25 protein-coding genes are annotated in these 24,753 nt (G+C 27.7%); 17 read left to right on the top strand and 8 right to left on the bottom strand.

What is annotated here, in order from left to right; genetic code table 11:
- Positions 1-20: 20 nt before the first annotated feature.
- Positions 21-8,177, bottom strand: a complete 8,157-nt coding sequence (locus tag ALEK_RS11420; RefSeq protein ID WP_173424136.1) for a YDG domain-containing protein — start codon at positions 8,175-8,177, stop codon at positions 21-23.
- A gap of 172 nt (positions 8,178-8,349) precedes the next feature.
- Between ALEK_RS11420 and ALEK_RS11415 the strand changes: the two genes are divergently transcribed.
- Positions 8,350-9,009 (top strand): cytochrome b/b6 domain-containing protein, encoded by a 660-nt coding sequence (locus tag ALEK_RS11415; RefSeq protein ID WP_071625045.1) that lies wholly within the window; start codon positions 8,350-8,352, stop codon positions 9,007-9,009.
- A gap of 18 nt (positions 9,010-9,027) precedes the next feature.
- Here the strand turns inward: ALEK_RS11415 and ALEK_RS17725 are convergent, their stop codons facing one another.
- Positions 9,028-9,189: a DUF2959 family protein gene (locus ALEK_RS17725; RefSeq protein ID WP_197950412.1), complete on the bottom strand. Its 162-nt coding sequence runs from the start codon at positions 9,187-9,189 to the stop codon at positions 9,028-9,030.
- Between the two features lie 39 nt (positions 9,190-9,228).
- Complete coding sequence (locus tag ALEK_RS17535; RefSeq protein ID WP_197950275.1) at positions 9,229-9,363, bottom strand: DUF2959 family protein; 135 nt, start codon at positions 9,361-9,363, stop codon at positions 9,229-9,231.
- A gap of 161 nt (positions 9,364-9,524) precedes the next feature.
- Between ALEK_RS17535 and ALEK_RS11405 the strand changes: the two genes are divergently transcribed.
- Complete coding sequence (locus ALEK_RS11405) at positions 9,525-9,983, top strand: methyltransferase family protein (RefSeq protein WP_071625046.1); 459 nt, start codon at positions 9,525-9,527, stop codon at positions 9,981-9,983.
- A gap of 41 nt (positions 9,984-10,024) precedes the next feature.
- Here ALEK_RS11405 and ALEK_RS11400 read toward each other — a convergent pair whose 3' ends face one another.
- Positions 10,025-10,300, bottom strand: a complete 276-nt coding sequence (locus ALEK_RS11400; RefSeq protein ID WP_071625047.1) for a DUF3144 domain-containing protein — start codon at positions 10,298-10,300, stop codon at positions 10,025-10,027.
- A gap of 105 nt (positions 10,301-10,405) precedes the next feature.
- Here ALEK_RS11400 and ALEK_RS11395 point away from each other — a divergent pair, with 105 nt between their 5' ends.
- On the top strand, positions 10,406-10,639 hold the full coding sequence (locus tag ALEK_RS11395) for a hypothetical protein (protein ID WP_071625048.1): 234 nt from the start codon (positions 10,406-10,408) through the stop codon (positions 10,637-10,639).
- 37 nt (positions 10,640-10,676) lie between these two features.
- Here the strand turns inward: ALEK_RS11395 and ALEK_RS11390 are convergent, their stop codons facing one another.
- On the bottom strand, positions 10,677-11,066 hold the full coding sequence (locus ALEK_RS11390; protein ID WP_071625049.1) for a hypothetical protein: 390 nt from the start codon (positions 11,064-11,066) through the stop codon (positions 10,677-10,679).
- Positions 11,067-11,169: 103 nt separating this feature from the next.
- Here ALEK_RS11390 and ALEK_RS11385 point away from each other — a divergent pair, with 103 nt between their 5' ends.
- Positions 11,170-11,688: a hypothetical protein gene (locus ALEK_RS11385; protein ID WP_071625050.1), complete on the top strand. Its 519-nt coding sequence runs from the start codon at positions 11,170-11,172 to the stop codon at positions 11,686-11,688.
- 26 nt (positions 11,689-11,714) lie between these two features.
- Here ALEK_RS11385 and ALEK_RS11380 read toward each other — a convergent pair whose 3' ends face one another.
- Entirely contained in the window at positions 11,715-13,283 is a 1,569-nt protein-coding gene (locus tag ALEK_RS11380; protein ID WP_071626097.1) for a SagB family peptide dehydrogenase, read from the bottom strand.
- Positions 13,284-13,453: 170 nt separating this feature from the next.
- Here ALEK_RS11380 and ALEK_RS11375 point away from each other — a divergent pair, with 170 nt between their 5' ends.
- The 3 genes from ALEK_RS11375 (at position 13,454) to ALEK_RS11365 (ending at position 15,374) form a co-directional block, all read left to right on the top strand.
- The gene (locus tag ALEK_RS11375) at positions 13,454-14,350 is read left to right on the top strand and encodes a hypothetical protein (RefSeq protein WP_071625051.1); all 897 of its coding nucleotides are present in this window, start codon (positions 13,454-13,456) and stop codon (positions 14,348-14,350) included.
- A 125-nt stretch (positions 14,351-14,475) separates the two neighbouring features.
- Positions 14,476-14,628 (top strand): hypothetical protein, encoded by a 153-nt coding sequence (locus ALEK_RS11370; RefSeq protein ID WP_164072404.1) that lies wholly within the window; start codon positions 14,476-14,478, stop codon positions 14,626-14,628.
- A 59-nt stretch (positions 14,629-14,687) separates the two neighbouring features.
- Positions 14,688-15,374, top strand: coding sequence for an aspartate/glutamate racemase family protein (locus ALEK_RS11365; RefSeq protein WP_071625052.1), 687 nt, complete (start codon positions 14,688-14,690; stop codon positions 15,372-15,374).
- Between the two features lie 72 nt (positions 15,375-15,446).
- On the opposite strand, the gene ALEK_RS11360 is transcribed toward ALEK_RS11365, so the two are convergent.
- Positions 15,447-16,931, bottom strand: a complete 1,485-nt coding sequence (locus ALEK_RS11360) for a carboxypeptidase M32 (RefSeq protein WP_071625053.1) — start codon at positions 16,929-16,931, stop codon at positions 15,447-15,449.
- Between the two features lie 116 nt (positions 16,932-17,047).
- Between ALEK_RS11360 and ALEK_RS11355 the strand changes: the two genes are divergently transcribed.
- The 3 genes from ALEK_RS11355 to ALEK_RS11345 all read left to right on the top strand — a co-directional run bounded on the left by ALEK_RS11355 (position 17,048) and on the right by ALEK_RS11345 (position 19,559).
- Positions 17,048-17,998 (top strand): NAD(P)-dependent oxidoreductase, encoded by a 951-nt coding sequence (locus tag ALEK_RS11355; protein WP_071625054.1) that lies wholly within the window; start codon positions 17,048-17,050, stop codon positions 17,996-17,998.
- Positions 17,999-18,090: 92 nt separating this feature from the next.
- A complete protein-coding gene (locus tag ALEK_RS11350; protein ID WP_071625055.1) occupies positions 18,091-18,834 on the top strand; it encodes an SDR family NAD(P)-dependent oxidoreductase in 744 nt (247 codons plus the stop codon).
- 137 nt (positions 18,835-18,971) lie between these two features.
- Positions 18,972-19,559, top strand: a complete 588-nt coding sequence (locus ALEK_RS11345; RefSeq protein WP_071625056.1) for an NAD(P)H-dependent oxidoreductase — start codon at positions 18,972-18,974, stop codon at positions 19,557-19,559.
- Positions 19,560-19,564: 5 nt separating this feature from the next.
- On the opposite strand, the gene ALEK_RS11340 is transcribed toward ALEK_RS11345, so the two are convergent.
- Positions 19,565-20,446 carry an AraC family transcriptional regulator gene (locus ALEK_RS11340; protein ID WP_071625057.1) on the bottom strand — a complete coding sequence of 294 codons (882 nt, stop codon included), beginning with the start codon at positions 20,444-20,446 and terminating at the stop codon, positions 19,565-19,567.
- Between the two features lie 139 nt (positions 20,447-20,585).
- On the opposite strand from ALEK_RS11340, the gene ALEK_RS11335 reads away from it, so the two are divergent.
- From ALEK_RS11335 to ALEK_RS11305, 7 genes are read left to right on the top strand one after another with little or no spacing between them, the layout of a single operon-like run.
- Complete coding sequence (locus ALEK_RS11335) at positions 20,586-21,188, top strand: class I SAM-dependent methyltransferase (RefSeq protein WP_071625058.1); 603 nt, start codon at positions 20,586-20,588, stop codon at positions 21,186-21,188.
- A gap of 55 nt (positions 21,189-21,243) precedes the next feature.
- The gene (locus tag ALEK_RS11330; RefSeq protein WP_071625059.1) at positions 21,244-21,936 is read left to right on the top strand and encodes an alpha/beta fold hydrolase; all 693 of its coding nucleotides are present in this window, start codon (positions 21,244-21,246) and stop codon (positions 21,934-21,936) included.
- Entirely contained in the window at positions 21,921-22,511 is a 591-nt protein-coding gene (locus tag ALEK_RS11325; RefSeq protein WP_071625060.1) for a dienelactone hydrolase family protein, read from the top strand. Before ALEK_RS11330 ends, ALEK_RS11325 begins: the two co-directional genes overlap by 16 nt.
- Positions 22,508-23,746 carry a glycosyltransferase family 4 protein gene (locus tag ALEK_RS11320; protein ID WP_071625061.1) on the top strand — a complete coding sequence of 413 codons (1,239 nt, stop codon included), beginning with the start codon at positions 22,508-22,510 and terminating at the stop codon, positions 23,744-23,746. The genes ALEK_RS11325 and ALEK_RS11320 overlap by 4 nt, the downstream gene beginning before the upstream one ends.
- Entirely contained in the window at positions 23,743-23,901 is a 159-nt protein-coding gene (locus tag ALEK_RS11315) for a hypothetical protein (RefSeq protein ID WP_164072405.1), read from the top strand. Before ALEK_RS11320 ends, ALEK_RS11315 begins: the two co-directional genes overlap by 4 nt.
- Complete coding sequence (locus ALEK_RS11310; RefSeq protein WP_071625062.1) at positions 23,876-24,232, top strand: cupin domain-containing protein; 357 nt, start codon at positions 23,876-23,878, stop codon at positions 24,230-24,232. The genes ALEK_RS11315 and ALEK_RS11310 overlap by 26 nt, the downstream gene beginning before the upstream one ends.
- Before the next feature lie 21 nt (positions 24,233-24,253).
- Positions 24,254-24,730, top strand: a complete 477-nt coding sequence (locus ALEK_RS11305) for an adenylyltransferase/cytidyltransferase family protein (RefSeq protein WP_083574536.1) — start codon at positions 24,254-24,256, stop codon at positions 24,728-24,730.
- Positions 24,731-24,753: the final 23 nt, after the last annotated feature.

Here is a 24,753-nt window from a genome sequence, read left to right as displayed (position 1 = left end):
TCATTTTTTAAAATAGATATTTATATATCCTCTGGTAACTTAATTTTATCACTTAAATTGTTGTCAAAATTATTTTCATCAAAATAAGTGTCTTCAAAATAGTTATTTTGGGAATCATTAATTTTTATTTCTATTTTCTTTATTTCAATAGGTTTTCTTATTCCCGAAACAATTTCTCTATAACTCTCTGCTGAAGCTAAAAGAGTAAAGAAACCTTTTTTACTGTTGTTACTTAGGCTATAGTTGTCATTTAGCATTTTTACTTCAACAATATACGTACCGGCTTTTTTAAGGCTTTTTATTACTTCACCATTATTTGTAAACTCATAATCAGTTCCTTCTTTCATAAAAGAATATTCTTTACCAAATATTAACTCACCTGAGAATAGGTCTGAGATTTTATAGTTCTTATTATCATCTCTACCAAAAATAATACTTCCTAGTTTGTATCTTAATTGTTGTTTAGAAATATTAGCAGTACTAGTCTGACCACTTGTAATAGAATAATTATCTTTATCTAAACCACTTAAAACTAATGAATTAATAGTAACAGTTTTCGAATTTCCAGCATTTTTATCAGAGAAAGTAGAAGTAATATTTTTATCAATATTATCTCCACTTACAACACCAACTAAAGTTCCTGAAGTAGAAGCCGTAGTATTTCCATCATAAACTTTATTAGAAGCTACAATATTAGAAAGAGATAAGGCTTTCTTTGAAATATCAGCTGTGCTAGTTTGCCCACTTGTAATAGAATAATTATCTTTATCTAAACCACTTAAAACTAATGAATTAATAGTAACAGTTTTCGAATTTCCAGCATTTTTATCAAAGAAAGTAGAAGTAATAGTTTTACCTATAGAATCTCCACTTACAACACCAAGTAAAGAGGCAGTAGTACTAGCTGTAGTATTTCCATCATAAACTTTATTAGAAGCTACAATATTAGAAAGAGATAAGGCTTTCTTTGAAATATCAGCTGTGCTAGTTTGCCCACTTGTAATAGAATAATTATCTTTATCTAAACCACTTAAAACTAATGAATTAATAGTAACAGTTTTTGAATTTCCAGCATTTTTATCAGAGAAAGTAGAAGTAATAGTTTTACCTATAGAATCTCCACTTACAACACCAACTAAAGTTCCTGAAGTAGAAGCCGTAGTATTTCCATCATAAACTTTATTAGAAGCTACAATATTAGAAAGAGATAAGGCTTTCTTTGAAATATCAGCTGTGCTAGTTTGCCCACTTGTAATAGAATAATTATCTTTATCTAAACCACTTAAAACTAATGAATTAATAGTAACAGTTTTCGAATTTCCAGCATTTTTATCAGAGAAAGTAGAAGTAATATTTTTATCAATATTATCTCCACTTACAACACCAACTAAAGTTCCTGAAGTAGAAGCCGTAGTATTTCCATCATAAACTTTATTAGAAGCTACAATATTAGAAAGAGATAAGGCTTTCTTTGAAATATCAGCTGTGCTAGTTTGCCCACTTGTAATAGAATAATTATCTTTATCTAAACCACTTAAAACTAATGAATTAATAGTAACAGTTTTCGAATTTCCAGCATTTTTATCAGAGAAAGTAGAAGTAATATTTTTATCAATATTATCTCCACTTAAAATACCTACTAAAGAGGCAGTAGTACTAGCTGTAGTATTTCCATCATAAACTTTATTAGAAGCTACAATATTAGAAAGAGATAAAGCTTTCTTTGAAATATCAGCTGTGCTAGTTTGACCACTTGTAATAGAATAATTGTCTTTATCTAAACCACTTAAAACTAATGAATTAATAGTAACAGTTTTCGAATTTCCAGCATTTTTATCAGAGAAAGTAGAAGTAATATTTTTATCAATATTATCTCCACTTACAACACCAAGTAAAGAGGCAGTAGTACTAGCTGTAGTATTTCCATCATAAACTTTATTAGAAGCTACAATATTAGAAAGAGATAAGGCTTTCTTTGAAATATTAGCTGTGCTAGTTTGCCCACTTGTAATAGAATAATTATCTTTATCTAAACCACTTAAAACTAATGAATTAATAGTAACAGTTTTCGAATTTCCAGCATTTTTATCAGAGAAAGTAGAAGTAATATTTTTATCAATATTATCTCCACTTACAACACCAACTAAAGTTCCTGAAGTAGAAGCCGTAGTATTTCCATCATAAACTTTTTTAGAAGCTACAATATTAGAAAGAGATAAAGCTTTCTTTGAAATATTAGCAGTTGCAGTTTGACCAGAAGAGATAGCATAATTGTCTTTATCTAAACCACTTAAAACTAATGAATTAATAGTAACAGTTTTCGAATTTCCAGCATTTTTATCAGAGAAAGTAGAAGTAATATTTTTACCTATAGAATCTCCACTTACAACACCAACTAAAGTTCCTGAAGTAGAAGCCGTAGTATTTCCATCATAAACTTTTTTAGAAGCTACAATATTAGAAAGAGATAAAGCTTTCTTTGAAATATTAGCAGTTGCAGTTTGACCAGAAGAGATAGCATAATTGTCTTTATCTAAACCACTTAAAACTAATGAATTAATAGTAACAGTTTTCGAATTTCCAGCATTTTTATCAGAGAAAGTAGAAGTAATATTTTTACCTATAGAATCTCCACTTACAACACCAAGTAAAGAGGCAGTAGTACTAGCTGTAGTATTTCCATCATAAACTTTATTAGAAGCTACAATATTAGAAAGAGATAAGGCTTTCTTTGAAATATCAGCTGTGCTAGTTTGCCCACTTGTAATAGAATAATTATCTTTATCTAAACCACTTAAAACTAATGAATTAATAGTAACAGTTTTCGAATTTCCAGCATTTTTATCAGAGAAAGTAGAAGTAATAGTTTTACCTATAGAATCTCCACTTACAACACCAACTAAAGTTCCTGAAGTAGAAGCCGTAGTATTTCCATCATAAACTTTATTAGAAGCTACAATATTAGAAAGAGATAAGGCTTTCTTTGAAATATCAGCTGTGCTAGTTTGCCCACTTGTAATAGAATAATTATCTTTATCTAAACCACTTAAAACTAATGAATTAATAGTAACAGTTTTCGAATTTCCAGCATTTTTATCAGAGAAAGTAGAAGTAATATTTTTATCAATATTATCTCCACTTACAACACCAACTAAAGTTCCTGAAGTAGAAGCCGTAGTATTTCCATCATAAACTTTTTTAGAAGCTACAATATTAGAAAGAGATAAAGCTTTCTTTGAAATATTAGCAGTTGCAGTTTGACCAGAAGAGATAGCATAATTGTCTTTATCTAAACCACTTAAAACTAATGAATTAATAGTAACAGTTTTCGAATTTCCAGCATTTTTATCAGAGAAAGTAGAAGTAATATTTTTACCTATAGAATCTCCACTTACAACACCAACTAAAGTTCCTGAAGTATTAGCAGTAGTATTTCCATCATAAACTTTATTAGAAGCTACAATATTAGAAAGAGATAAGGCTTTTTTATTAACAGTAAGTTCATTTGTATCTGTTGTATTATCTATAAAACCATATCCATACTTACTAATTAAACCTGATACATATTTAATATCATGAGTTCCTGTACTATATTTCCCAGAACTTGACTTAGTTCCTGTTATATCATAAACAGCTGTTCCACTGATTCCTGCAGTTAAATAAAAATCTTCATCTACAAAGCCAGATAATACAGCTCCTCCAATATTTATATCATCTCCATAAGTAGTAGTAAAACCAATTGTCGAAACAGTAAGTTGTGGAGCAATTGAATATAACATGTTTACCCCAGAAGTAGGTAAAATGCAATTAGCTGTTAAACAACCTCCATCATAGGTTGTATTATATCTTTTTGAATTTATTGCTAAATTATTTAAAGTTGCATTAGTAAAACTATCTAAATAAATAGAAGTTAAAGAAGATGTAAAAGGAGTTGAAGAACCACTATTATTTATAAAATTACCACCATTAGAATGTAATTTAATATTTGCAGTACCAGCATTAATACTTGCACTATTTGTGATACTAATAGTAGGAGTACCACTATCTTTATAAGTACTGTTAGCATTTGCAGAACCTGCAATTGCAGTAAAGTTACCATTATCTGTAAAGATATTAGAGTTAAAAGTAATATTTCTACCAGCTTCTAAAGTAAAATCACCACCATTTCCAGAAGTATTATTAACAATAATATCACTATCTACACTAATATCATTATTAGCTTGTAATGTAACTGCTGTTCCACTATCAAGTAGTGTTTTTAGGCTGGTTGTTGTTATAATAGAATTTGCTGAAGGAGATGATGTAAATAAAGCATTACTTGCACTATTTGTCGTATTATAGTTTTTATTTACCTTATAAATAGTACCACCAACGCTACTATCTTTTTCAATAAGAAGTACACCCTCTATTGTTTCTTTAATACTTAATAGACTAGTTGTATTTTCTGCATATAAAGAGTTTGAATTATTGATTGTTCCATGTGTTTGTGTTGTTCCATCTAAAAATGTAGCTACACCTTTATTTATAAATGAGTTTACAATATAGTTTCCATTACTTAAGGCAGTTATTCCCTTTGATCCAATACTATCATTATTATTTATTCCAATGATAGAGTTTAAAGAACTAACAACTCCTAAAGCACCGCTATTACCATTACCCCATGTAACAGCTCCAGCTTTTAAAATACTTCCATTATTCCAGTTTGATGAATTAATAATATAGTTTCCATTATTTAATGCAGTTATACCATTTAACCCAATTTGGTCATTATTTGATGCACCAATTAGTGAATTTGAAGAACTAACAGCTCCTGAAATACCACTATTCCCATTACCCCATGTAACTGCACCGGCTTTTAAAATACTTCCATTATTCCAGTTTGAGGAATTAACTACATAGTTGCTATTATTTAAAACAGTTATACCATTTGAACCAATTTGATCATTATTATTTATTCCAATTAATGAGTTTGAAGAGTTTATTACTCCAAAGATACCAGTATTGCTATTTGCCCAGGTAACTGCACCGGCTTTTAGAATACTTCCATTATTCCAGTTTGAGGAATTAACAATATAGTTACCATTACTTAAAACTGTAATCCCATTTGACCCAACATAATCATTATTAGATGATCCAATTAAAGAGTTTGAGGAATTTACAAATCCACTTATACCTGTCATATTATCTGTCCAAGTAACAGCACCAGCTTTTAGTATATTTCCATTATTCCATTTTGAAGAATTAACTATATAACTTCCATTATTTAAAGCAGTTATTCCATTTAACCCAACTTGATCATTATTTACTTGTCCAATTAAAGAGTTTGAAGAATTGATAGTCCCTTGAATTCCCGTAGTCCCATCTGCCCAAGTAACAGCACCAGCTTTTAGAACATTTCCATTAATCCAGTTTGAAGACTTAATAACATAATTTCCATTGTTTAAAGCTGTTATTCCCATTCCCACATGGTCACTAGCTGTTGTTCCAACTAAAGAGTTGTTTTGATTAATAACACCCTTAATTCCGATAGTTCCATCAGCCCAAGTTACTGCCCCAGCATCAATAATATTCCCATTATTCCAACTTGAAGAATATACAACATAATTTCCATTATTTAGTACTTTTACATTATTAAGTTTATCATTACTACTTGAACCAACTAAAGAGTTTGATTCTCCAATAACACCAGAAATACCTTTGCTTCCATCAACCCATGTTATTGCACCCGTATTAGTAGCTGAACCATTATCCCAATTTTTATGTGTTAATACAAAATTACCATTGCCTAATTCATGAACTGTAGTATCTCCAATATAGTCCATATTAGAAGAACCTACTAGAGAATTACTTTCATTTACAGTACCAACAAGAGGAAGATTACTATTCACCCAAGTAATTACACCTGCATCAAAAGCAGAACCATTATTCCATTCAACTGAACTAACAAGAAAGTTTCCATTTGAAAGTACATGAATATTTGAACCAATATAATCATACGCGGCATGCCCAACTAATGAATTAGATGCTGTAATCTCTCCTGAAGCAGCAGTTGTTCCATCCACAAGTGTAACTGACCCTACATCTTTAATAGAACCATTATCCCAATAATATGATGATATTACATATTTGCCATTTTTTAAATCAGTAACTTTACTATTATTATTACTAATAGAATCATATGCTGTACTTCCAACAAGAGAATTAGCTATAGATACTTCTCCTACTGTTCCTGTTGTTCCATTTCCCCAAGTAACTGCACCTACATTTTGTATTGCTCCTCTGTCCCAATTACTTGATGTAATTACATAGTTTCCATTAGTAAGTGAAGTAACTGTATACCCTACATTATCATATTCTGTTGTTCCAACCAAAGAGTTAGCTGAGCTTACAACTCCTGATAAACCAACATTTTTATCTACCCATGTAACTGCACCTCTATGTGTATTCCATAGAGGTGATTTTATAACAAAATTCCCATTACTTAATAAGTTAATTCCATAAGTACCTACATAATCACTTGTATTACTACCACTTAGTGTAGAAATAAGTGCTCCAGAAGAGTCGTACATATAAACTTTCCCAACACTTTTAATACCACTTATTGATGCACCAGATGTAGAAACAACAAAATTACCATTATCTAATACTAAGGTTTTAAGTCCAAATTTGTTTGTTAAACTACCTGTAGGATTAATAATAGTTTTTTCCAAAGAGTAAGTATTAATATCTTTAATAGTAATATTTTTAGGATCTAAAAGTAAATTCTTAGCAATTACATCCCCATCAAAGCCTAAATTACCTTTACTTGAAATCTCTACATTTCCATTTTTTGCTTCTATTTTTGAATTATATAGTGTCTTCTCATTTGACCATACTGTAACAACAGCATCTTTCCCATTATTAGTAATGTTTGAGTTTAATATTTCTGTATTCTTTGCATTCTTAATAGTTTCATTTTTCCCTTGCCATTCTCCACCTAAATTGATTTCTCCAGCATTTTGAGTTCCTGAACTATCTAGTTTTGCTCCTACAATTTTTACTGTTTCACTACTAATTTTAATATTACCACCAGCTTTACCTTTTGCAGACATTTTTCCTGAAGCATAAATAGAAGTGTCTTTAATATTTTTATGATTAAGTAATATTTTTCCAGCAACTTCTTTTGCATCAGCTTTTAAAATAGCTTTAGAAGTTTGATTGATTTCATCAGCAATTTGTGTAATATTCCCAGCTTTAGTTTTTGCACTTACATCAGAAATACCATTATCAATAATAAGTTTTGCATGAGTTGTAATATCTCCACCATTTTCTCCACTAGCATTAAGTGTTCCATTATTTACAACAATATCACCACTTAGTTTTATAACTCCATTTTCTTCACTAAAACCTTGTGCTTCAACAATACCTTCATTATTTACAACACTAGCAACTAAAGTATCAACCGCATTTGCACTTAAAAGAACTTCTCCACCTTTAGTATAAATTGCGCCTTTATTATCTATAAGTGAATCAAGAATTCCCTTATTTACAGTTAGACTAAGAGTTGAATTACCGTTTAAGTTTAATGTTACTTCTGATGCACTAACTAAATTTACATCTCCTAAAGTAGCTTTAATAACACCTTCATTTACAACTTTTTGCCCAAAAAAACTAGCATATCCTGTATTCCTAATGTCAATTCGACCTTCATTAATAATACTATTTTTTGAATCCCCACTAAATTTATAGTTTCCTTCATTAAAATCTTTATCACTCATATTTAATGTACTGGCAACTATTCCAGAAGTATTTATACTAGCTTTCTTACCAAATAAAACTCCATTAGAATTTAGAATCCAAACTTGCCCATTTGCATTTAACGCACCGTTTATAATACTTTTTTCATTTCCAACAACTCTATTTAAAGTAATAGAATTTACATCAGGTTGCTTAAAATTAACAGTTTCATGTTGTTTTATTGAGAAGTCTTGCCAGTTAATGGAAGCTTTAGAGGAGGCTTGATTAATATTTGTAATATTACCACTTTGAGAAATAGTAGCATTCCCGCTTGTTACTTTTCCTCCTGTTGGTGCAGCAACAGTAATAGTTACACTTCCTAATAATGCAGATAATATTAATGATATCTTTCCATTTTTTAGGATTTTAAATCTTGATTTGAAGTTAATATTAGCTTTCATTTCTTTCTCCATATTTCTTGTTTCAATTTAATATAAAGAAAGTTTAACTTATCATTTACTCAGTATTTACTCACTTTTTGTTAATTATGAGTACTTAATTATTTGAGTAAATATTGAGTATTTTTTAATATAAACTTTTAATATAAAATAAAGATGTTAAAAAGGAATAAAAATGAACCAATCATATATTTGGAGTATGCCAACTCGTATTTTTCACTGGAGTTTTGCCTTATTAATAACAATTTGTTTTATAATTGATGATGATGTAATCTTAATTCATTCTATATCAGGGTATCTAATTCTGGTACCACTTACTTTTAGATTTATTTGGGGGTTTATAGGACCCAAGTACTCAAAATTTAAAGACTTTTCTCTAGATATAAAAGAAACAAAAGAGTTTGCAAGTAATATTTCTGAAAAAAAACAAAAATATATAGGACATAATCCTATGGCATCTTTTGTGATGATTTCTATTTTGTTACTAGTTCCATTTATTATTCTAACGGGAGGAATTTCTTTGGGTGTTGAAGAATCAAAAGGAATTTTTTCTAATTTTATAAAACTAGATTTTTTTGAAGATATACATGAGTTATTGGCAAATTTATTATATGTTTTACTATTTGCACATATTAGTGGAATTTTAGTAGATAGATTACTTCATAAAGAACATGGCACTTTGAATTCAATATTTACAGGTTACAAAAATACAAAAAATAAAGATGATATTACTTTAAATATTTTTCAAAAGTTTGTTGCTTTTCTTTTTTTAATTATATTTTTAATATTTGCAAGTTATTTAGTATTTGATACTAGCAATGTTTTTGTTTATTAGATGAAATAAAAGAGATGATTATTTCATCTCTTTTATAAATGTATTTGAAGCTTTGATAGATTGATTCATTCTAGATATTAGTACTGATATTTCTTTTTTTAATGTACCAAATTCACCTCGAAGTGCGCCAATTGCTTGAGCATTAAGTGAGTGTTTTAAAATTAATACATTATCTTTGATTTTTACAAGTGAACCAAACTGATCTAAAGCTGATTTAAACTATTCCTGAGCCTCTTTTTGAGATTCTTGCACGTTTTTTACTCTATCTACCATAATATCTCTTTTATGGAATCCTACTTTTTCCATTCCTGCATAGTACACACTATTTGCACAGCTACTAAATAGTAATATCATAAATAAACTCGCAGTTGATAATAATATTTTTTCATTTAAACCTTTCTTTACGTTTCTCTTTGTGAATTAAATAATAGTGTTTTATCTAAAGTAATAGAAAAAGACCAAATAGATTTAATCAAATATAGATAAAATAGAATCTTAATAATAAAGGTTTTTATATGAGTCTAGAACTAAAGATTCCACCAGCTGCGGTGATGTTATTTTTTATGGTTTTAATGTATTTTATATCAAGTGTATTTTCTTCTTTAAATATAGATTTTATGTTTCAAATGTTTTTATCTATAGAAACTGCTGTTTCAGGTTTTGTACTTATTGTTGCTGCTTCATATGTATTTAATGAAAAAGGTACAAGTATAAATCCTATGAAACCAGAAAGTGCTAGTTCTTTAGTAACAAATGGAATTTATAAGTTTACAAGAAATCCTATGTATTTAGGTATTGCTGTTATTTTGTTTGCTTGGTTGATTTTTCTTGGAAATGTATTAAATATTATAAATATAGTTTTGTTTATTTTATATATGAATAGATATCAGATTATTCCAGAAGAGAGAGCTTTGGAAAAAAAGTTTGGGGATGATTATTTATCTTATAGAACAAAAGTAAAGCGTTGGTTATAAAAAAGTATTCCTAATATTAGTTTATTAGGAATACTTTATAACTATTTTTTGAAATCAAAATGTTCAATATGATTATTGATATGTTCTTCTAACATATTTTTGTATTGACTTGAAAAGTATTCAATTACTTTTTCTTTTTCATTACTCATATCTTCTGCTGATTCAAATTCACATGCTGCAATCCATGCATTAAATCTAGTCATTCCATACATAAAAGAAGCACTTACTTCTCCTGAAGTTACTTCTTCATTTATTTGTTCATTTGCTAAAAATATATGTGCATCTGCTCTTTTTAAAAATTCTTCTTGATTTTCCATGTTTTATAATCCTTAAAGTTTATAAATTATATTTAAATATTACTTCTATATTTATTTTGACTACACGAAAAACAGATACTTTAGTAATCTTGAAAAAGGATTAATATGAAAGTAGAAAATAAAACAGAAATCTTTTATGAAGAGTTAAATAAAAATAGAAATCATAATTGTATTGAACATGAGAGTTTTTCAGAATATTTAGAAAAAAGTATAGAAAAGAATAGAGATCTTAATGAAGAAAAAATAGAGAGTGAAAGTATAAAAGAAACTTCAGTTTTTGCAGAGAAGAAAACGGGAAAAAGAAGAACTGATATTTTTGATACTTTAATAGATATATAAAAAGAGAAAAGAGTTCTCTTTTTATAATTTTTGAATATTAAGATTTATTGTAAATAGCTTTATAGTTTTTATAATAATTGATATTCTCTAATAAAAGTAGGGCAATAAGTCCCATAATCCAATATAAAATCCATTGACTTATCATTCCTATAAAACCATCATAAGATATATAATCCACAACTTGAAAGATTAAGAAAAATACAACAGTAGATTTTATAGATATGTTATTATTTTGATTAAAATCTCTTAACTCATAGTTTTTTAGTTTAAATTTGAAAAATACAAAGGCTAAAGATAGAGGAATAAGTCCTAAAATAAAAAGATATTCTGCTTTAATCATCTCAATAGTTTTGTCTTGCCCAAATACATATACGTATATTGAAATCATAGCTACAAAAGATAATATAAATAAATTTCGTGTGTTCATAAAAAGTGAATCCTAAAAGTTTTTTAGGATTCTATCGAAAGTATGTTTATAAACATTATAATTTTAATTTGCTACTATTGCATAAGTTTATTTAGGAGAATTTATGAGATTTTTTTCATTTTTATTAAGTATTTTTATTTTTACAGGATGTGTATCAAAGCAAGATTTTCCTTCTTCATGGGAAAAAATAGATACAAATAAAAGTACTGAATGTTCGAATATTGTAGGGGTATACCAAAATAAAGGTCAAATAGAATCAAGTGAATATAGCCCTTTATTATCTGAATATTTATTTACTGATATAGAAAAAAGTGATTTTATTGAAATATCAAAGAATAATGATACTTTTTATATGAAAGCTTATTTAGAAGAAAATCTGATTTCAGAGAAAAGTTTTGATATTAATAGTAAATCTATTTCTTGTAAAGATGGTTTTTGGCTTATTCATAAAGATAAGAGTCACAATGATGGTGGTGTTCTTGCAAAAGAATGGGATTCTTTTAATCTTACAAAAAATAAAGATGGTTTAATTATAAAAAAAGTAAATAATGCTCTTGGACTTTTTTTCTTAATTCCAGTAATTGGACATGATACAAGTTGGGTATTATTTAAAAACAAGTAGAAAGTAAAGGAATGACCCTTTACTTTTTATCTGTTTTCATAAGGTTTTTTAGTTGTAAGTCTAGTATCAATCATTCCTCGACCAATTGTAAAATGATAAAGTGATTGATAGTGGTTTGTAGATAAACCAATAGTTCCATGAAGAATATCATCTAAGAAACATCCAATTCCAGTAGCTGAAAGATTTAAAGATGTGGCTTCTAGATATAATTGCTGTCCAATTGCTCCACAATCCCAGTATAACTCTTTGTATCTATTAGCTCCATGGTTTTCTAGTTGTTCCATAAATTGTGCAATCATACCAATTGTAAATGCTCCATGGGCTGCAATATCTTGATTACAAGAGATTGCTTTTGTGATAAATTTATAATCATCTGCTTTTAACTTATATAAATCTCCGGCTTCTGTATCTACTTTTTCCCATAAAAACTCATCTTTTAGTAGGCTTTGTAATTCTTCTTTATGAGTATTATTTCGAAGAAGAATATATAATCCTGATTCCATATCTTCTACAGAATGTACAAAAGTTACTAAGTGCACAAATGCATTATCTGATTTTACAGAACCTATAATAGTTTCAAACTCTTTTTTTGTAATAGTACAATCATCTTTATCCATAATTTGAGCAGACCGTCTAGTCATTACAATATCTTTGGCAGATTTTGAAGGCTCTCTATATGAATTTTGTTTATAAACATCATTTATATAATTTTTATTTTCTATATCTTCACTAAGTGTTGCATCTTCTATTTTTTCTAAAATATCCCAAGGGTGCCAAGAATGACTAAGTTGATTTGCTTTTCCTTCATAATTATCTTCTAGTGAGCTTCTAATAGCTTTGATATCAATAGTACTATTAATATTTTCATCTTTAGAAACTAAGATTAACATATCTGTAAGTTCTCGCTCTTCTGGAACATATCTACTTATCTGATCTACTCCTATTAGATTTTGAAGCTGGGAGTCTTTTGCATTAACTACTTCTATTTTCCATCCTAAAATTGAAGCAGAAACTTCTAATGCTTTTAGTGCGTGACCACAATCAAGTTGCGTATATCTCCAAGCTCTCTCTCCATATTTCCAAGCTTCTCTCCAAACTATAGAAGATAAAGCTAATAAAAAACTATTCTGTGGAAGTTCTAAATTCACATCTGCTTTTGAAAGAAGCTCTAACTCATGATTTTGTGGTGCATAATGATGTAATCCATTTGGAATGTTTTGTATATCATTTGCAATAATATATGCTTCTGTTGGGTGAAGATTTCCACTTGAGGCATTACATCTTAAAGCCCAAGATTGCTCTTGAAACTCTTTGATTGCAGCAAGTCCAAGAGAGAACTGGAAAAATTGAGAAATTGATTCTATACAAAGTGGCGCTTGTATTGCATTATCTTTTGAGTTTGAAAAAATTTGTGAATATTCTAATGTATTGTTTTCAAAAGATAAAGGCAATAGAGTTTTTTGCGTATTTGAATAAGCTCTAAAAGGATTAGGTTGTGTATTCCAATCCATATAGCCTAAAGACTTAGCGTATCGCTGTTGCGAGTGTTTTGTTTCGTTATGATAGGTATAAACCATATTTAAATTTTTATTCATTACACATGGTATCACATAATTTTCTAAGAAAGTATTAAAAAGATAAAGTTTATTAGATGATTTTATTTATTCATAGTTTTGCTTTTCATTTTAATCCTTTAAAGTAATTAATAATAAAATGTTGTATTAAATTTGTTATAATTATCAAAGTTAATATTTAAGGTATAATTATGGAATTAAATAGACAATCAACTTATAGTAGATACCAAGTTAATAATTTAGAGGTAAAACCAAGTAAAAAAAATGAACCTTTTTTAGGTATCGTAATCAAAAAAGAAAATGTTAATATTGAAAATAATACAGTTAAAATTAGTAAACAAGAAAGAATAATTTTATCTAGTGAGAGTCAACGAGATGTGACTGATGATAAATATTACAAGAATGCTCCAGACTTTAAAGCTTTTATACAGAAATGGATGGATAGAGGACATTCTGAATCAGCGGCAGTAGAAAGAGCAAGTTTTTATGCTCGTGCAGGTCTACTTGATTATGGAGAACAAACATTAATTATAATTGATGATTTAGGTTATGGAGATAAAAATCAACACGGGTTCCACTTAATAAATAATAATATATTAAAGAGTTCTATGCTTGAGACTTTTGATTCTTTAGATAATGAAGGAGTTGGCGTTATTATTCATCAATTATTTAGAAATAATACAGACTTAACTACTAATAATTATGAAGGAGAAAGTAGTACCTTTCAAAAACTTATAAATGAATTTAGTATCAAATTAAATGAACTTGGAGGATTATCGGGATTAGATAATAAAAAGTATTCAAGTTATAAGAATAAACAATTTGATGGAAATATTAATATTACTAATCAAATGACTCAATTTGACAAGAATTTTATAAATGATGTATTAATTGAATACTTTAAAGATCATATAAATAAAATTTCACTTCTTGAAGAAAAACATAATGAGCCTTTAGATGAAGCAAGAAATGCTTTTAATCTTTTACTTCATAATTTTGAAAAAAAAGTTGAAGAAGATAATGATAACTATAAAGCATTAAACGAATATACAAAAAATAGTAGACCCAATATTTTATTAAATAATTAAACTTATAAATACCTCTTACCTAATAATATTTTTATATTATTAGGTGATTTTAATACCTTTTTTACTTTTATGTAATTTAAAATTTAAGACTTTATAATACTGTTTTTTATTAAGGAGTATAGAGAATGAACTTACCACAAATAATCAAGAATTTTAAATTTCATTGTGAGTTTGAAAAAACAATGGAAGCTTACAAAATTGATTTAAAGCAATTTGAGCAATATAAAAACTACAAATATTTAGATATTAATGAATTAGATGATTTTATTTATTCATAGTTTTGTTTTTTATATTAGTTTTTATATAATCAATGAAACTAAGATTTTAGGAAGTAAAAATGAAAACAATAGGACTTTTATGTGGTGCTTCTTGGCCTTCTAGTATTGAATATTATAAATTATTAAATCAAATGGCGCAAAAGCATTATGGAGGTTTTCATAGTGCAAAACTTATTTTATTAAATATAGATTATCATGAGATAAAACAATATTATCCAGATGGTTGGGATAAAATACCTTATGTTTTAAAAAAAGAGTTAGAAAAACTAAATGCTCTAAATCCTGATTGTATTTTGATTTGTAATAATACTTTACATAAAGCCTACGATATTATAAAAGATGAAACAGCTCTAAATATGCCTTTATTTCATATGGTTGAAATTACTGCTCAGATTGCAAAAGAAAGAAATCTAAATAATGTACTTTTATTAGGTACGAAATTTACTATGGAAGATGATTTTTTTATTAATCATTTAGAAAACAAAAACTTAAATGTCACAGTTCCCTCAAAACAACAAAGAGAAGAGATACAAGCCTTTCAAACTTCCTTAGCAAAAGGAATAATGAATAGTGAAATAAAAGAATATTTTATAAAACTAATAAATAGTTTTGAAAATATTGATGCTGTTGTTTTAGGTTGTACTGAACTTCCCCTTGCGATTAATCAAGAAGATATAAAACAAACTATTTTAAATCCCTTAGAACTTCAATGTCAAAGAGCTTTTGAATTTGCAATAAATAAATAAATTTATATTGATAAAATTCGCTTATATTAAAATACTATTAAGAACATAAGGAAGAGTCTCTTCCTTATATTTTTAATTTTTTAAATATCTATTTTCTAGGTGAGCTTTGAAGTGTTTAGGATTTAAAGACTCTCCCGTTGCTTGTTTTATTAACTCATCAGTAGAGTAAATACTTGCTTTATTCCAAATATTCTCTTTTAACCATGATTTCACTTGAGTTAAATCTCCATTTGAGATTGAGTCATTTATATTTGTGTGAGCTTTTCTTACACTATCAAATTGCTGTGCCGCATACATTGCTCCTAAAGTATAAGAAGGGAAATATCCAATAAGACCTTCTGTCCAATGAACATCTTGCATACAACCATTTTTATAATCCCCTCTTAAATCTAGACCTAAAGCATCTTTCATTTTTTCATTCCAAATATCTGGAATATCTGAGGCACTTATCTCTCCATTTATTAGAGCACTTTCAATTTCATATCGTAAGATTACATGAGAAGCGTAAGTTACTTCATCTGCATCTACTCTGATTTTTGAAGTGTTTACTCTTGAATAAATTTTGATTAGGTTTTCAAGTTCAAAGGCTTTATCTTTTCCAAAAGCATCAGAGATATAAGGTTGAATTGACTTTAAGAATTCTGAACTTCTACCCATTTGCATTTCAAAAAATAGACTTTGACTTTCATGTATTCCCATAGAACGTGCTTGTGCTACTGGAAGTCCTAATAAATCTTGAGGTAAACCTTGTTCATATGAAGCATGACCTGTTTCATGAACAGTTCCCATTAATGCTTGAATAAAATCTTTTTCATCATATCTTGTTGTAATTCTTACATCTTCAGCAACTCCCCCACAAAATGGGTGAGCTGAAATATCAGTACGACCTCTATTAAAATCAAAACCTAGGTGTTTCATTACTTTTATACCTAAATCTTTTTGGGCATTTATATCAAATAAACCTTGAGGTTTGATATAGCTTTCTGATTTTTGTTTTTCAATAATATTTTGAATAAGTTCTGGTAACCAAGTTTTAACATCTGTAAAAATTATATTTAAAGTTTCACTTCTCATTCCTGGTTCATATAAATCTAATAATGAATCATAAGCACTTAATCCACTAACATCAGATCTAATAGTTGCTTCTTCTTTTGCTAGTTTTACAACTTCTTCTAGATTTGGTAAAAATCCTTTCCAGTCATTTTCACCTCTTTGTGTAACCCATTCGTGTCCACATTTTGAGTGGGCTAAACTTTGGGCTTTAACTAGTGAACTTGGTAAGATTGTATTTTGAGTATATTCTCTTTTCATCTCTTTCAGTGAGGCTTTTTCTAAGTCGTTTAACTCTTCCCATAAAGCATCATCCAATAATAATCCTATCTCTTTATCTATAGAGGCTTCATGTAAAATCACACCAAATTCTGCCATTGCTTTTGATCTTGCATCATTTGAACCACTTGGCATCATGGCTTGTTGATCCCAATATACTATTGACTGCATATGTGATAAATGATGTATTCTTTCATATTTTTCAACAAGTCTTTTATAAGCTTTCATATTTATTCCTAGCTTGAAAATTTTAAATAATTTTATCATAAATGAACTATTTGTCTAATTGATACTTAATGCTTTTAGTTATAAGCTATATAAAGATAGTGTTAAAAGGATATGTTATGAATACTGTTCTTATTTCAGATTATATAGAAAACCCAGATATTGAATTTGATATTTTAAAAGAGTCTTTAAGTGAAGCTGCTAACAAAGATATCGAAGTTATTTTGCTTTGGAATACCATAGCAAACAAAGAGTATATCTATAAGTTTCCAAACCTAAAAGCTATTATAAGATATGGAGCAGGCTATGATAATGTAGATTTAGAATATGCTAAAGAGAATGGAATTTTTGTTTGTAATACTCCTGATTATGGTACGGATGAGGTAAGTGATACTGCAATTGCAATGATTATGAATATTGCTAGAGGTATTAATACTTATGATACTTTAGCTAAAAACTATTTTAATACTTGGCAAGAAAATACAAATAAAATAATAAAAAGAAATAATGAATATAAGGTAGGAGTAATAGGAGCTGGAAGAATTGGTGGAAGTGTACTTTTAAAAGCAAATGCTTTGAAATTTGATACTTATTTTTATGATCCATATTTAGCTTATGGTTATGAGAAACAGTTAAGTTCAAAAAGAGTAGAAAAACTAAATGATTTATTAGAAATAACAGATATTTTATCTATTAATTGTCCTTTGACTGAAGAGACAAAAGATATGATTGATGAATCTTTTATTAATAGAATGAAAGAGGGAAGTTCCCTTGTAAACACTGCCCGTGGTAAAATTGTAAAAGATATAGATATTTTTTATGAGCCTTTAAAAAGTGGCTATTTAAATAGTGTAGCTTTTGATGTTTTACCTTTTGAACCACCAAAAGAGTCTTTGCTTATAAATGCATGGAGAAACAACGAAAAATGGTTAGATGGTAGAGTTATTATAAATCCTCACACAGCTTATTTTAGTGATACAGCCTTTTATGAAATGAGAGAAAAAACTGCTTTAAATGCAAAAAGAGTAATTGATGGATTAAGACCAATAAATATTGTAAATGGTTTATAAAATATGCATTTTCAAATACAATTTTAATATTAAAACAATATAATATTTCCTAAAAAATAATCATTTAAATGATATTGCTATTAGGAGAAGATATGAGATTTATAAACAAAATTGCCGTTGTTACAGGTGGTTCTACAGGAATTGGTAAAGAAACAATTTTAAAACTAAATAACGAAAAGGCAAAAGTTTATAACTTAGACGTTGTTCAAACACAAGATTCTAATAGTACTTTTATCAAATGTGATGTTAGTGATTATGAGCAAGTAAAAAATGCAGTTGCAAAGATCCTTGAAATAGAGGGAAAAATTGATTTATTATTTGCAAATGCAGGTATTCATCTTTTTGCAAATATTGAAGAAACAAGTATTGACGAGTTTGAAAAAGTACTTTCGGTTAATATCAAAGGTGTATATTTTGTATTAAAAGAGATTATTCCTATTATGAAAAAACAAAATAAAGGAAATATCTTACTTATGGGTTCTGATCAATCTTTTGTAGGAAAAGGAAAAAGTTCAGCTTATGGGCTTACAAAAGGAGCAATCGCTCAACTTACAAAAAGTACAGCAATTGATTATGCAGACTTTAATATCAAAGTAAATTGTATTTGCCCAGGAACTATTGATACTCCATTATTAGATAAAGCAGTTGAGAAATTCAAATCATTAACTGGTATGGAAAATGATGAGATAAAAATACTTCTAGAAGAAGCTCAACCTATTAAAAGAATAGCTCAACCAGAAGAAATTGCAAATGTAGCTTGTTATTTATTGTCAGAAGAAAATAGTTTTATGACTGGTGCAATGGTACCTGTTGATGGTGGATACACTTGCCAATAATTTAAAATAATGTTCGAATATATAAATAAAAACTTTGAAAACTAATTTATAGAATTACGCAATAAACTTATACAAATATGCATTCCTTAAATTAGAGGAAAGATATATAATCTTTCCATCTAATTAAAAGGACACTTATGAAAAATATACTAATTATTAATGCACATCAATTTTATAAAGATTACTCAGAAGGAAAATTAAATACTACTTTAGTTGATATAGCAAAAGATGAATTTGAATCAAAAGGTTATACTGTTAAAACTACAGTATTAGACAATGGTTATGATATTAATGAAGAAATAGAAAAACATGTTTGGGCTGATATTATAATTACACAAGCCCCAGTTTATTGGTTTTCTACTCCTTGGACACACAAAAAATATATTGATGATATTTTTACAAATGCCTTATCTCAAGAAAAATTAATTCTTGATGATGGTAGAAGTAGAACAGATCCTTCAAAGCAATATGGTACAGGTGGTAAAATGCAAGGGAAAAAATTCATGCTTTCTCTTACTTGGAATGCACCTGCAGAGTCTTTTAATGACGATAAACAAGTATTATATGAAGGAAAAAGTGTAGATGATGCTTTTATCTCTATTACAACTAATTATAAGTTTTGTGGTTCTGAAATATTACCTTCATTTTCTTGTTACAATGTAGTTAAAGATCCAGATATTGAAAATGATATTTTAAAATATAAAGCTCATATAAAAGCTTTATAATTTATCTATGAAAGACTATACTCTTCAAAAGATATTTTTGCTTCTTTTGGAGGGTATCCAAAGTACTTTTTAAATTCTCTACTGAATTGAGGAATACTATCATATCCTACTTTTTGAGCTACTTCGTTTACATTTAAATTCTCTTTACTTATTAAATCTTTGGCTTTTGAGAGTCTAATTTTTTTTATGTATTGAAAAGGAGTATGTTCTGTAATTTTTTTGAAATGATTATGAAAAGAAGATGTACTCATCTCTTCAATTCTCGCCATATTAGGGATACATAATTCATCTGCATAATTTGTATGTATTTTTTTTAGGGCTCTTGCTATTTTTGCTTCATTTGATGATTGCTTAAAAAGTCTATATAAAACAGCAGAATGCTCACCTTTTGCTACTCTATAGTATAACTCTTTTAATATTGATGGTCCTAGAATTTTTGATTCTTCTTCTGAATTTAAAATAGTAACTAATCTATAAACTAAATCTTCAATTTTTGGAGTAACAATATCAAGAAATGCCCCTCTTTGGCACTCTTTTATTGTTTCTTCTTCCTTTTCAGGTAAAAGTTCAATTATTTCATGCATTATCTTTGAATCTAGAGAAAATATCATAGCAATAAAAGGTTTTTCTTCTGATGCAAAAGTTTCACATTGACAAGGTAGAGTAGATGAAGAAACCATGTAATTATTTGAATTGTATTCAAATACTTTTTCATTTAGTTTTACTATCTTTTTATTTTGAAGAACAAAAGATATCCAATCATCATAAATATATGGAGTATTTTCATGATTTGTTGATTTATAAAGTTTTATACCTTTAATATGAGTATCATATAAGCCATCTTTTTTAATTAATTTATTAACTTCTCTTATTATTTTTTCATTCATTTTTATACCTATTATAATATTTGTAATTGTATCATGTTGTTGAAAGTTTATTAATAATGATTTCTATAAAAAACATGCATAATTCTGTAAAATAGCTAGATAATATAGAAAATAAATAATACACAAAAAAGGAAAAACTTTGACTCCTATAGAAACAGCACAAAAATATAATAAAATATCGGATATATATCAAAAAGATTTAAAAGAGTCTGATTATGGTCTAAGACAAATAAAACAAGCTATAAGTTTTACAAAGAATAAGAAAAAAGCTTTAGATGTTGGTTGTGGGGTAGGTGGTAGAGTTATAAATGAATTATTAAATTCAAACTTTGAAATCAAAGGTATTGATGTATCTGTTTCTATGCTTGATTTAGCAAAACAAAGTCATGAAAATGTTAGTTTTGAAAATGCTGATATTTGTACTTGGCAAAGTGATGAAAGATTTGATTTAATTGTTGCTTGGGATAGTTTGTTTCATTTGCCACTAGGTGCGCATAAAAATGTAATAAATAAACTATCAAATCTATTAGAAGAAGATGGAATCTTAATTTATACTTTTGGTGATGATATTGGAGAACATGTTTCATCTTGGCATGATGATACTTTTTATTATAGTTCTATAGGAATAAATGAAAATATAAAAACTCTAATAGATAATTCTCTTAAAATTATGCACTTAGAATTAGACCAGTATCCTCAACGACATGTATATACAATAGTTAAAAAAGAGAAAAATATATAAGTTTTTAACCAAAGTTTTGATAAAACATTTGTAAATAACATTTAGGCAAAAATAGATGAAAGAAAAAATATATTTAATTCCGGGTCTTATGACCGATGAAAGACTTTGGAGTAGAGTAATACCATTATTAGAAGATGATTATGAACTAGTTCATGTTCCTATTCCTCATACACAAGATTTTGATGAAATTATTGATATCTTATTTAACCTTTTTCCTGAAGAAAAAGTAAATCTTTTAGGATTTTCTCTTGGTGGTTATATTGCTTCATATTTTGCTGTTACTTATCCAAATAGAGTAAATAAACTTTTCATGTTAGCAGCTACTCCAGGGGCTTCAAATGAAGCTGAAATTGAGAGAAGAAAAGAGAAATTTGCAGTTATAGAAAAAGATGGTTTTAATGGACTTACTTATGAAAAAGCAAAATCTTTAGTAGAAAAAAAAGATGATGAAGAGTTAATTAAAATAGTTCAAGATATGTTTATTGATCTAGGAAAAGAGACGTTTATATCTCAGTTGACTTCTACATTTAATAGAATAGATTTATTTGAAGACTTAGTGAATCTAGACTTACCAATTTATTTTTATTATAGTACAAATGATAGATTATTAAACAAAGAAGCTTTAGTAAAACTACTATCTACAAAACATAATATGAAAGTAGTTTCAAGAGAAGGAACGAGCCACAATGTTTCATTAGAAGTTCCAGAAGAGCTTAGCAAACAAGTAAGAAAATGGATAGAAGCATAAAAGTTTTAATTCTTTGTGACATCTTTGGAAAAAAGTATTTACCAGAGCTTTTAATAAAAGAGCTTTGCAGTAAATATGATGTAAAAATATTAGATGCTTATTTAGAAGAATATGCTTTTGAGAATGAAAGAGAAGCTTATGATATTTTTATTTCAAGTTGTGGACATGAAAGGTATTATGAATTAGTAAAAAGTTATTGTTTAGTTAATCAAGTAGATATGATAATCGGATTTAGTATAGGGGCTAGTGTTGCTTGGAGAATTTGTGCAGAAAATCTGAAAATAAAAAAAGCTATTTGTTTTTATCCCTCACAAATAAGAAAGCATCTAGAACTTACTCCTTCTTTTTCTTGTGATATTATATTTGCAAAAAAAGAAGATAGTTTTAATACTGTTGAGGTAAAAAAAGTTTTAGATAAAAAAGATTTTATATCTGTATCTATATCAGAATATAATCATGGATTTATGAATCCTAAATCACAGAACTATTCAAATGAAGCATTAAAAAAATATATGAATTATATTGATAATTGTTCTTTAAATATAGTAAATGAAATAAAAGAAAGTGTTAAATGAAAAAAGTATTAGTTATTGGATATGTTTGGCCTGAACCAAACTCATCAGCTGCTGGAACTCATATGATGTCTATTATGAGGCTATTTTTAGCCAATGGATATAGTGTAGAGTTTTCTACTCCTTGTGCTCTTAGTGATCATATGATTGATTTAGAAGCAGAGGGAATTAGCTCAAAAAGTATTGAATTAAATTGTGATAGTTTTGATGAATATATAAAAGAATTAAATCCTGATATTGTAATGTTTGATAGATTTATGATGGAAGAGCAATTTGGTTGGAGAGTTGAAAAAAACTGTCCTAATGCTCTAAAATTATTAGATACAGAAGATTTACAATGTCTTAGAAATGCAAGGCATCAAGCGCTTAAAGCAAATAGGGAAATGACTAAAGCTGATTTATTTACAAGTGATTTAGCAAAAAGAGAAATATCAGCGATTTTAAGATGTGATTTATCTCTAATAATCTCTTCTTTTGAGATGAATTTATTAAAAGAGACTTTTAAAATAGATGAGAGTTTACTTCATCATTTACCTTTTATGGTTGATTTAAAAAGATGTGAGATTAAAAGAAAATCTTTTGAGCAAAGAGAACACTTTATGACTATTGGAAATTTCCGTCATGCTCCTAATTGGGATGTAGTTTTATATTTACAAAAAATATGGCCTTTAATTAGAAAAGAACTTCCAAAAGCCCAACTTCATATTTATGGTTCATACCCACCACCAAAAGCTACTGCACTTAATAATCCAAAAACAGGATTTTTAATAAAAGGCTGGGCAGAAGACGCTTTTGAGGTAATGGAAAATTCAAAACTTTGTTTAGCTCCTATTAGATTTGGGGCTGGAATAAAAGGTAAATTATTAGATGCAATGATTACAAAAACTCCTAGTATTACCACAAGTGTAGGAAGTGAAGGTATGTATACAAATGAATCATGGCCTGGCTTTATTAGTGATGATATGGAAGAATTTGCTTCAAAAGCAGTAGAATTATATAAAAATGAAGATTTATGGAATAAATCAAAAGATAATTGTGATACTCTTCTATCTTCTAAATATAATGCTACAATTTTAGGAGAAAATCTAATTTTAAAAATAAAAGAATTAGAAGAGAATAGGAAAGAACATAGAGTTGAAAACTTTATGGGCTCAATGCTAAGACATCATAGTATGGCAAGTACAAAATACATGTCTCAATGGATTGCCCAAAAAAATAAAGATAAGGAAATAAAATGATACCAAGAGTATATATGACAGAAGAGAGATTTGAAGAAGAAGTAAAAAAAGGTGAAATGCCTCATAAAACATATGAAGATTATAAAGCTTCTGTAGATAAACTTTTTGATGAGTTAGATAATGAAGTTGATGAAGAAGTTGATGAAGGTAAGTAAACCTATTAAATTTAAAGAAAAAAAATGGGGACATGAAATTTGGATTCATAATTCTGATAAATATTGTGGAAAAATACTTGTAGTAGAATCTAATAAAAGCTCATCTTTACATTATCATAAATTAAAAGATGAAACTTTTTATATACAAGAAGGAAAAATTCTAATAAAACTAATTGATAGTGATGGCTTAGAAAAAAAGTTCGAAATGAATAAGGGAGATGTTTTAGAAATACCAAAAGGTTTAAAACATCAATTTACTGGTATTGCTGAAAAATCAGAAATATTTGAAGTATCAACTGAACATTTTGATGATGATTCAATTTATGTGTAAGTTTTAGGGAAAAATATATAGATGGAAAAACTAGCACAAATAGTGTCATTTGAAGAGTTTGATAAAATCAAAAAAGATTTAGTTTCAATTGTTTGTACTTCAGGAGGTTTTGACCCCATTCATTCTGGTCATATTTCATGTTTTCAAGAATCTAAAAAATATGCAGAAACATTAGTTGTTATTGTAAATGGAGATAGTTTTTTAAAATCAAAAAAAGGGAAACCTTTTATGAATTTAAAGGAGAGATGCTCTATTGTATCATCAATTAAAAATGTTGATTATGTTATTCCTTTTGAAATAGAAAATGATTCAAGTGTTATAAAAGCCTTGGAGAGAATAAAACCCCATTTCTTCACAAAAGGTGGAGATAGATATGATAAATCTACTATTGCTGAATGGGAAATTTGTGAGAAACTAAATATTGAAATTATTACTAATGTAGGTAATGATAAAGTAGATACTAGTAGCTCAAAATATTTAAAAGACTGGACTTCTTAAAAATAAAGATATTTAGAGAGTAA

It is taken from the genome of Poseidonibacter lekithochrous, assembly GCF_013283835.1.
Lineage (GTDB): Bacteria > Campylobacterota > Campylobacteria > Campylobacterales > Arcobacteraceae > Poseidonibacter > Poseidonibacter lekithochrous.
The sequence above is the reverse complement of the archived record's forward strand: the minus strand, read 5'-3'. Positions and strand labels throughout refer to the sequence as shown.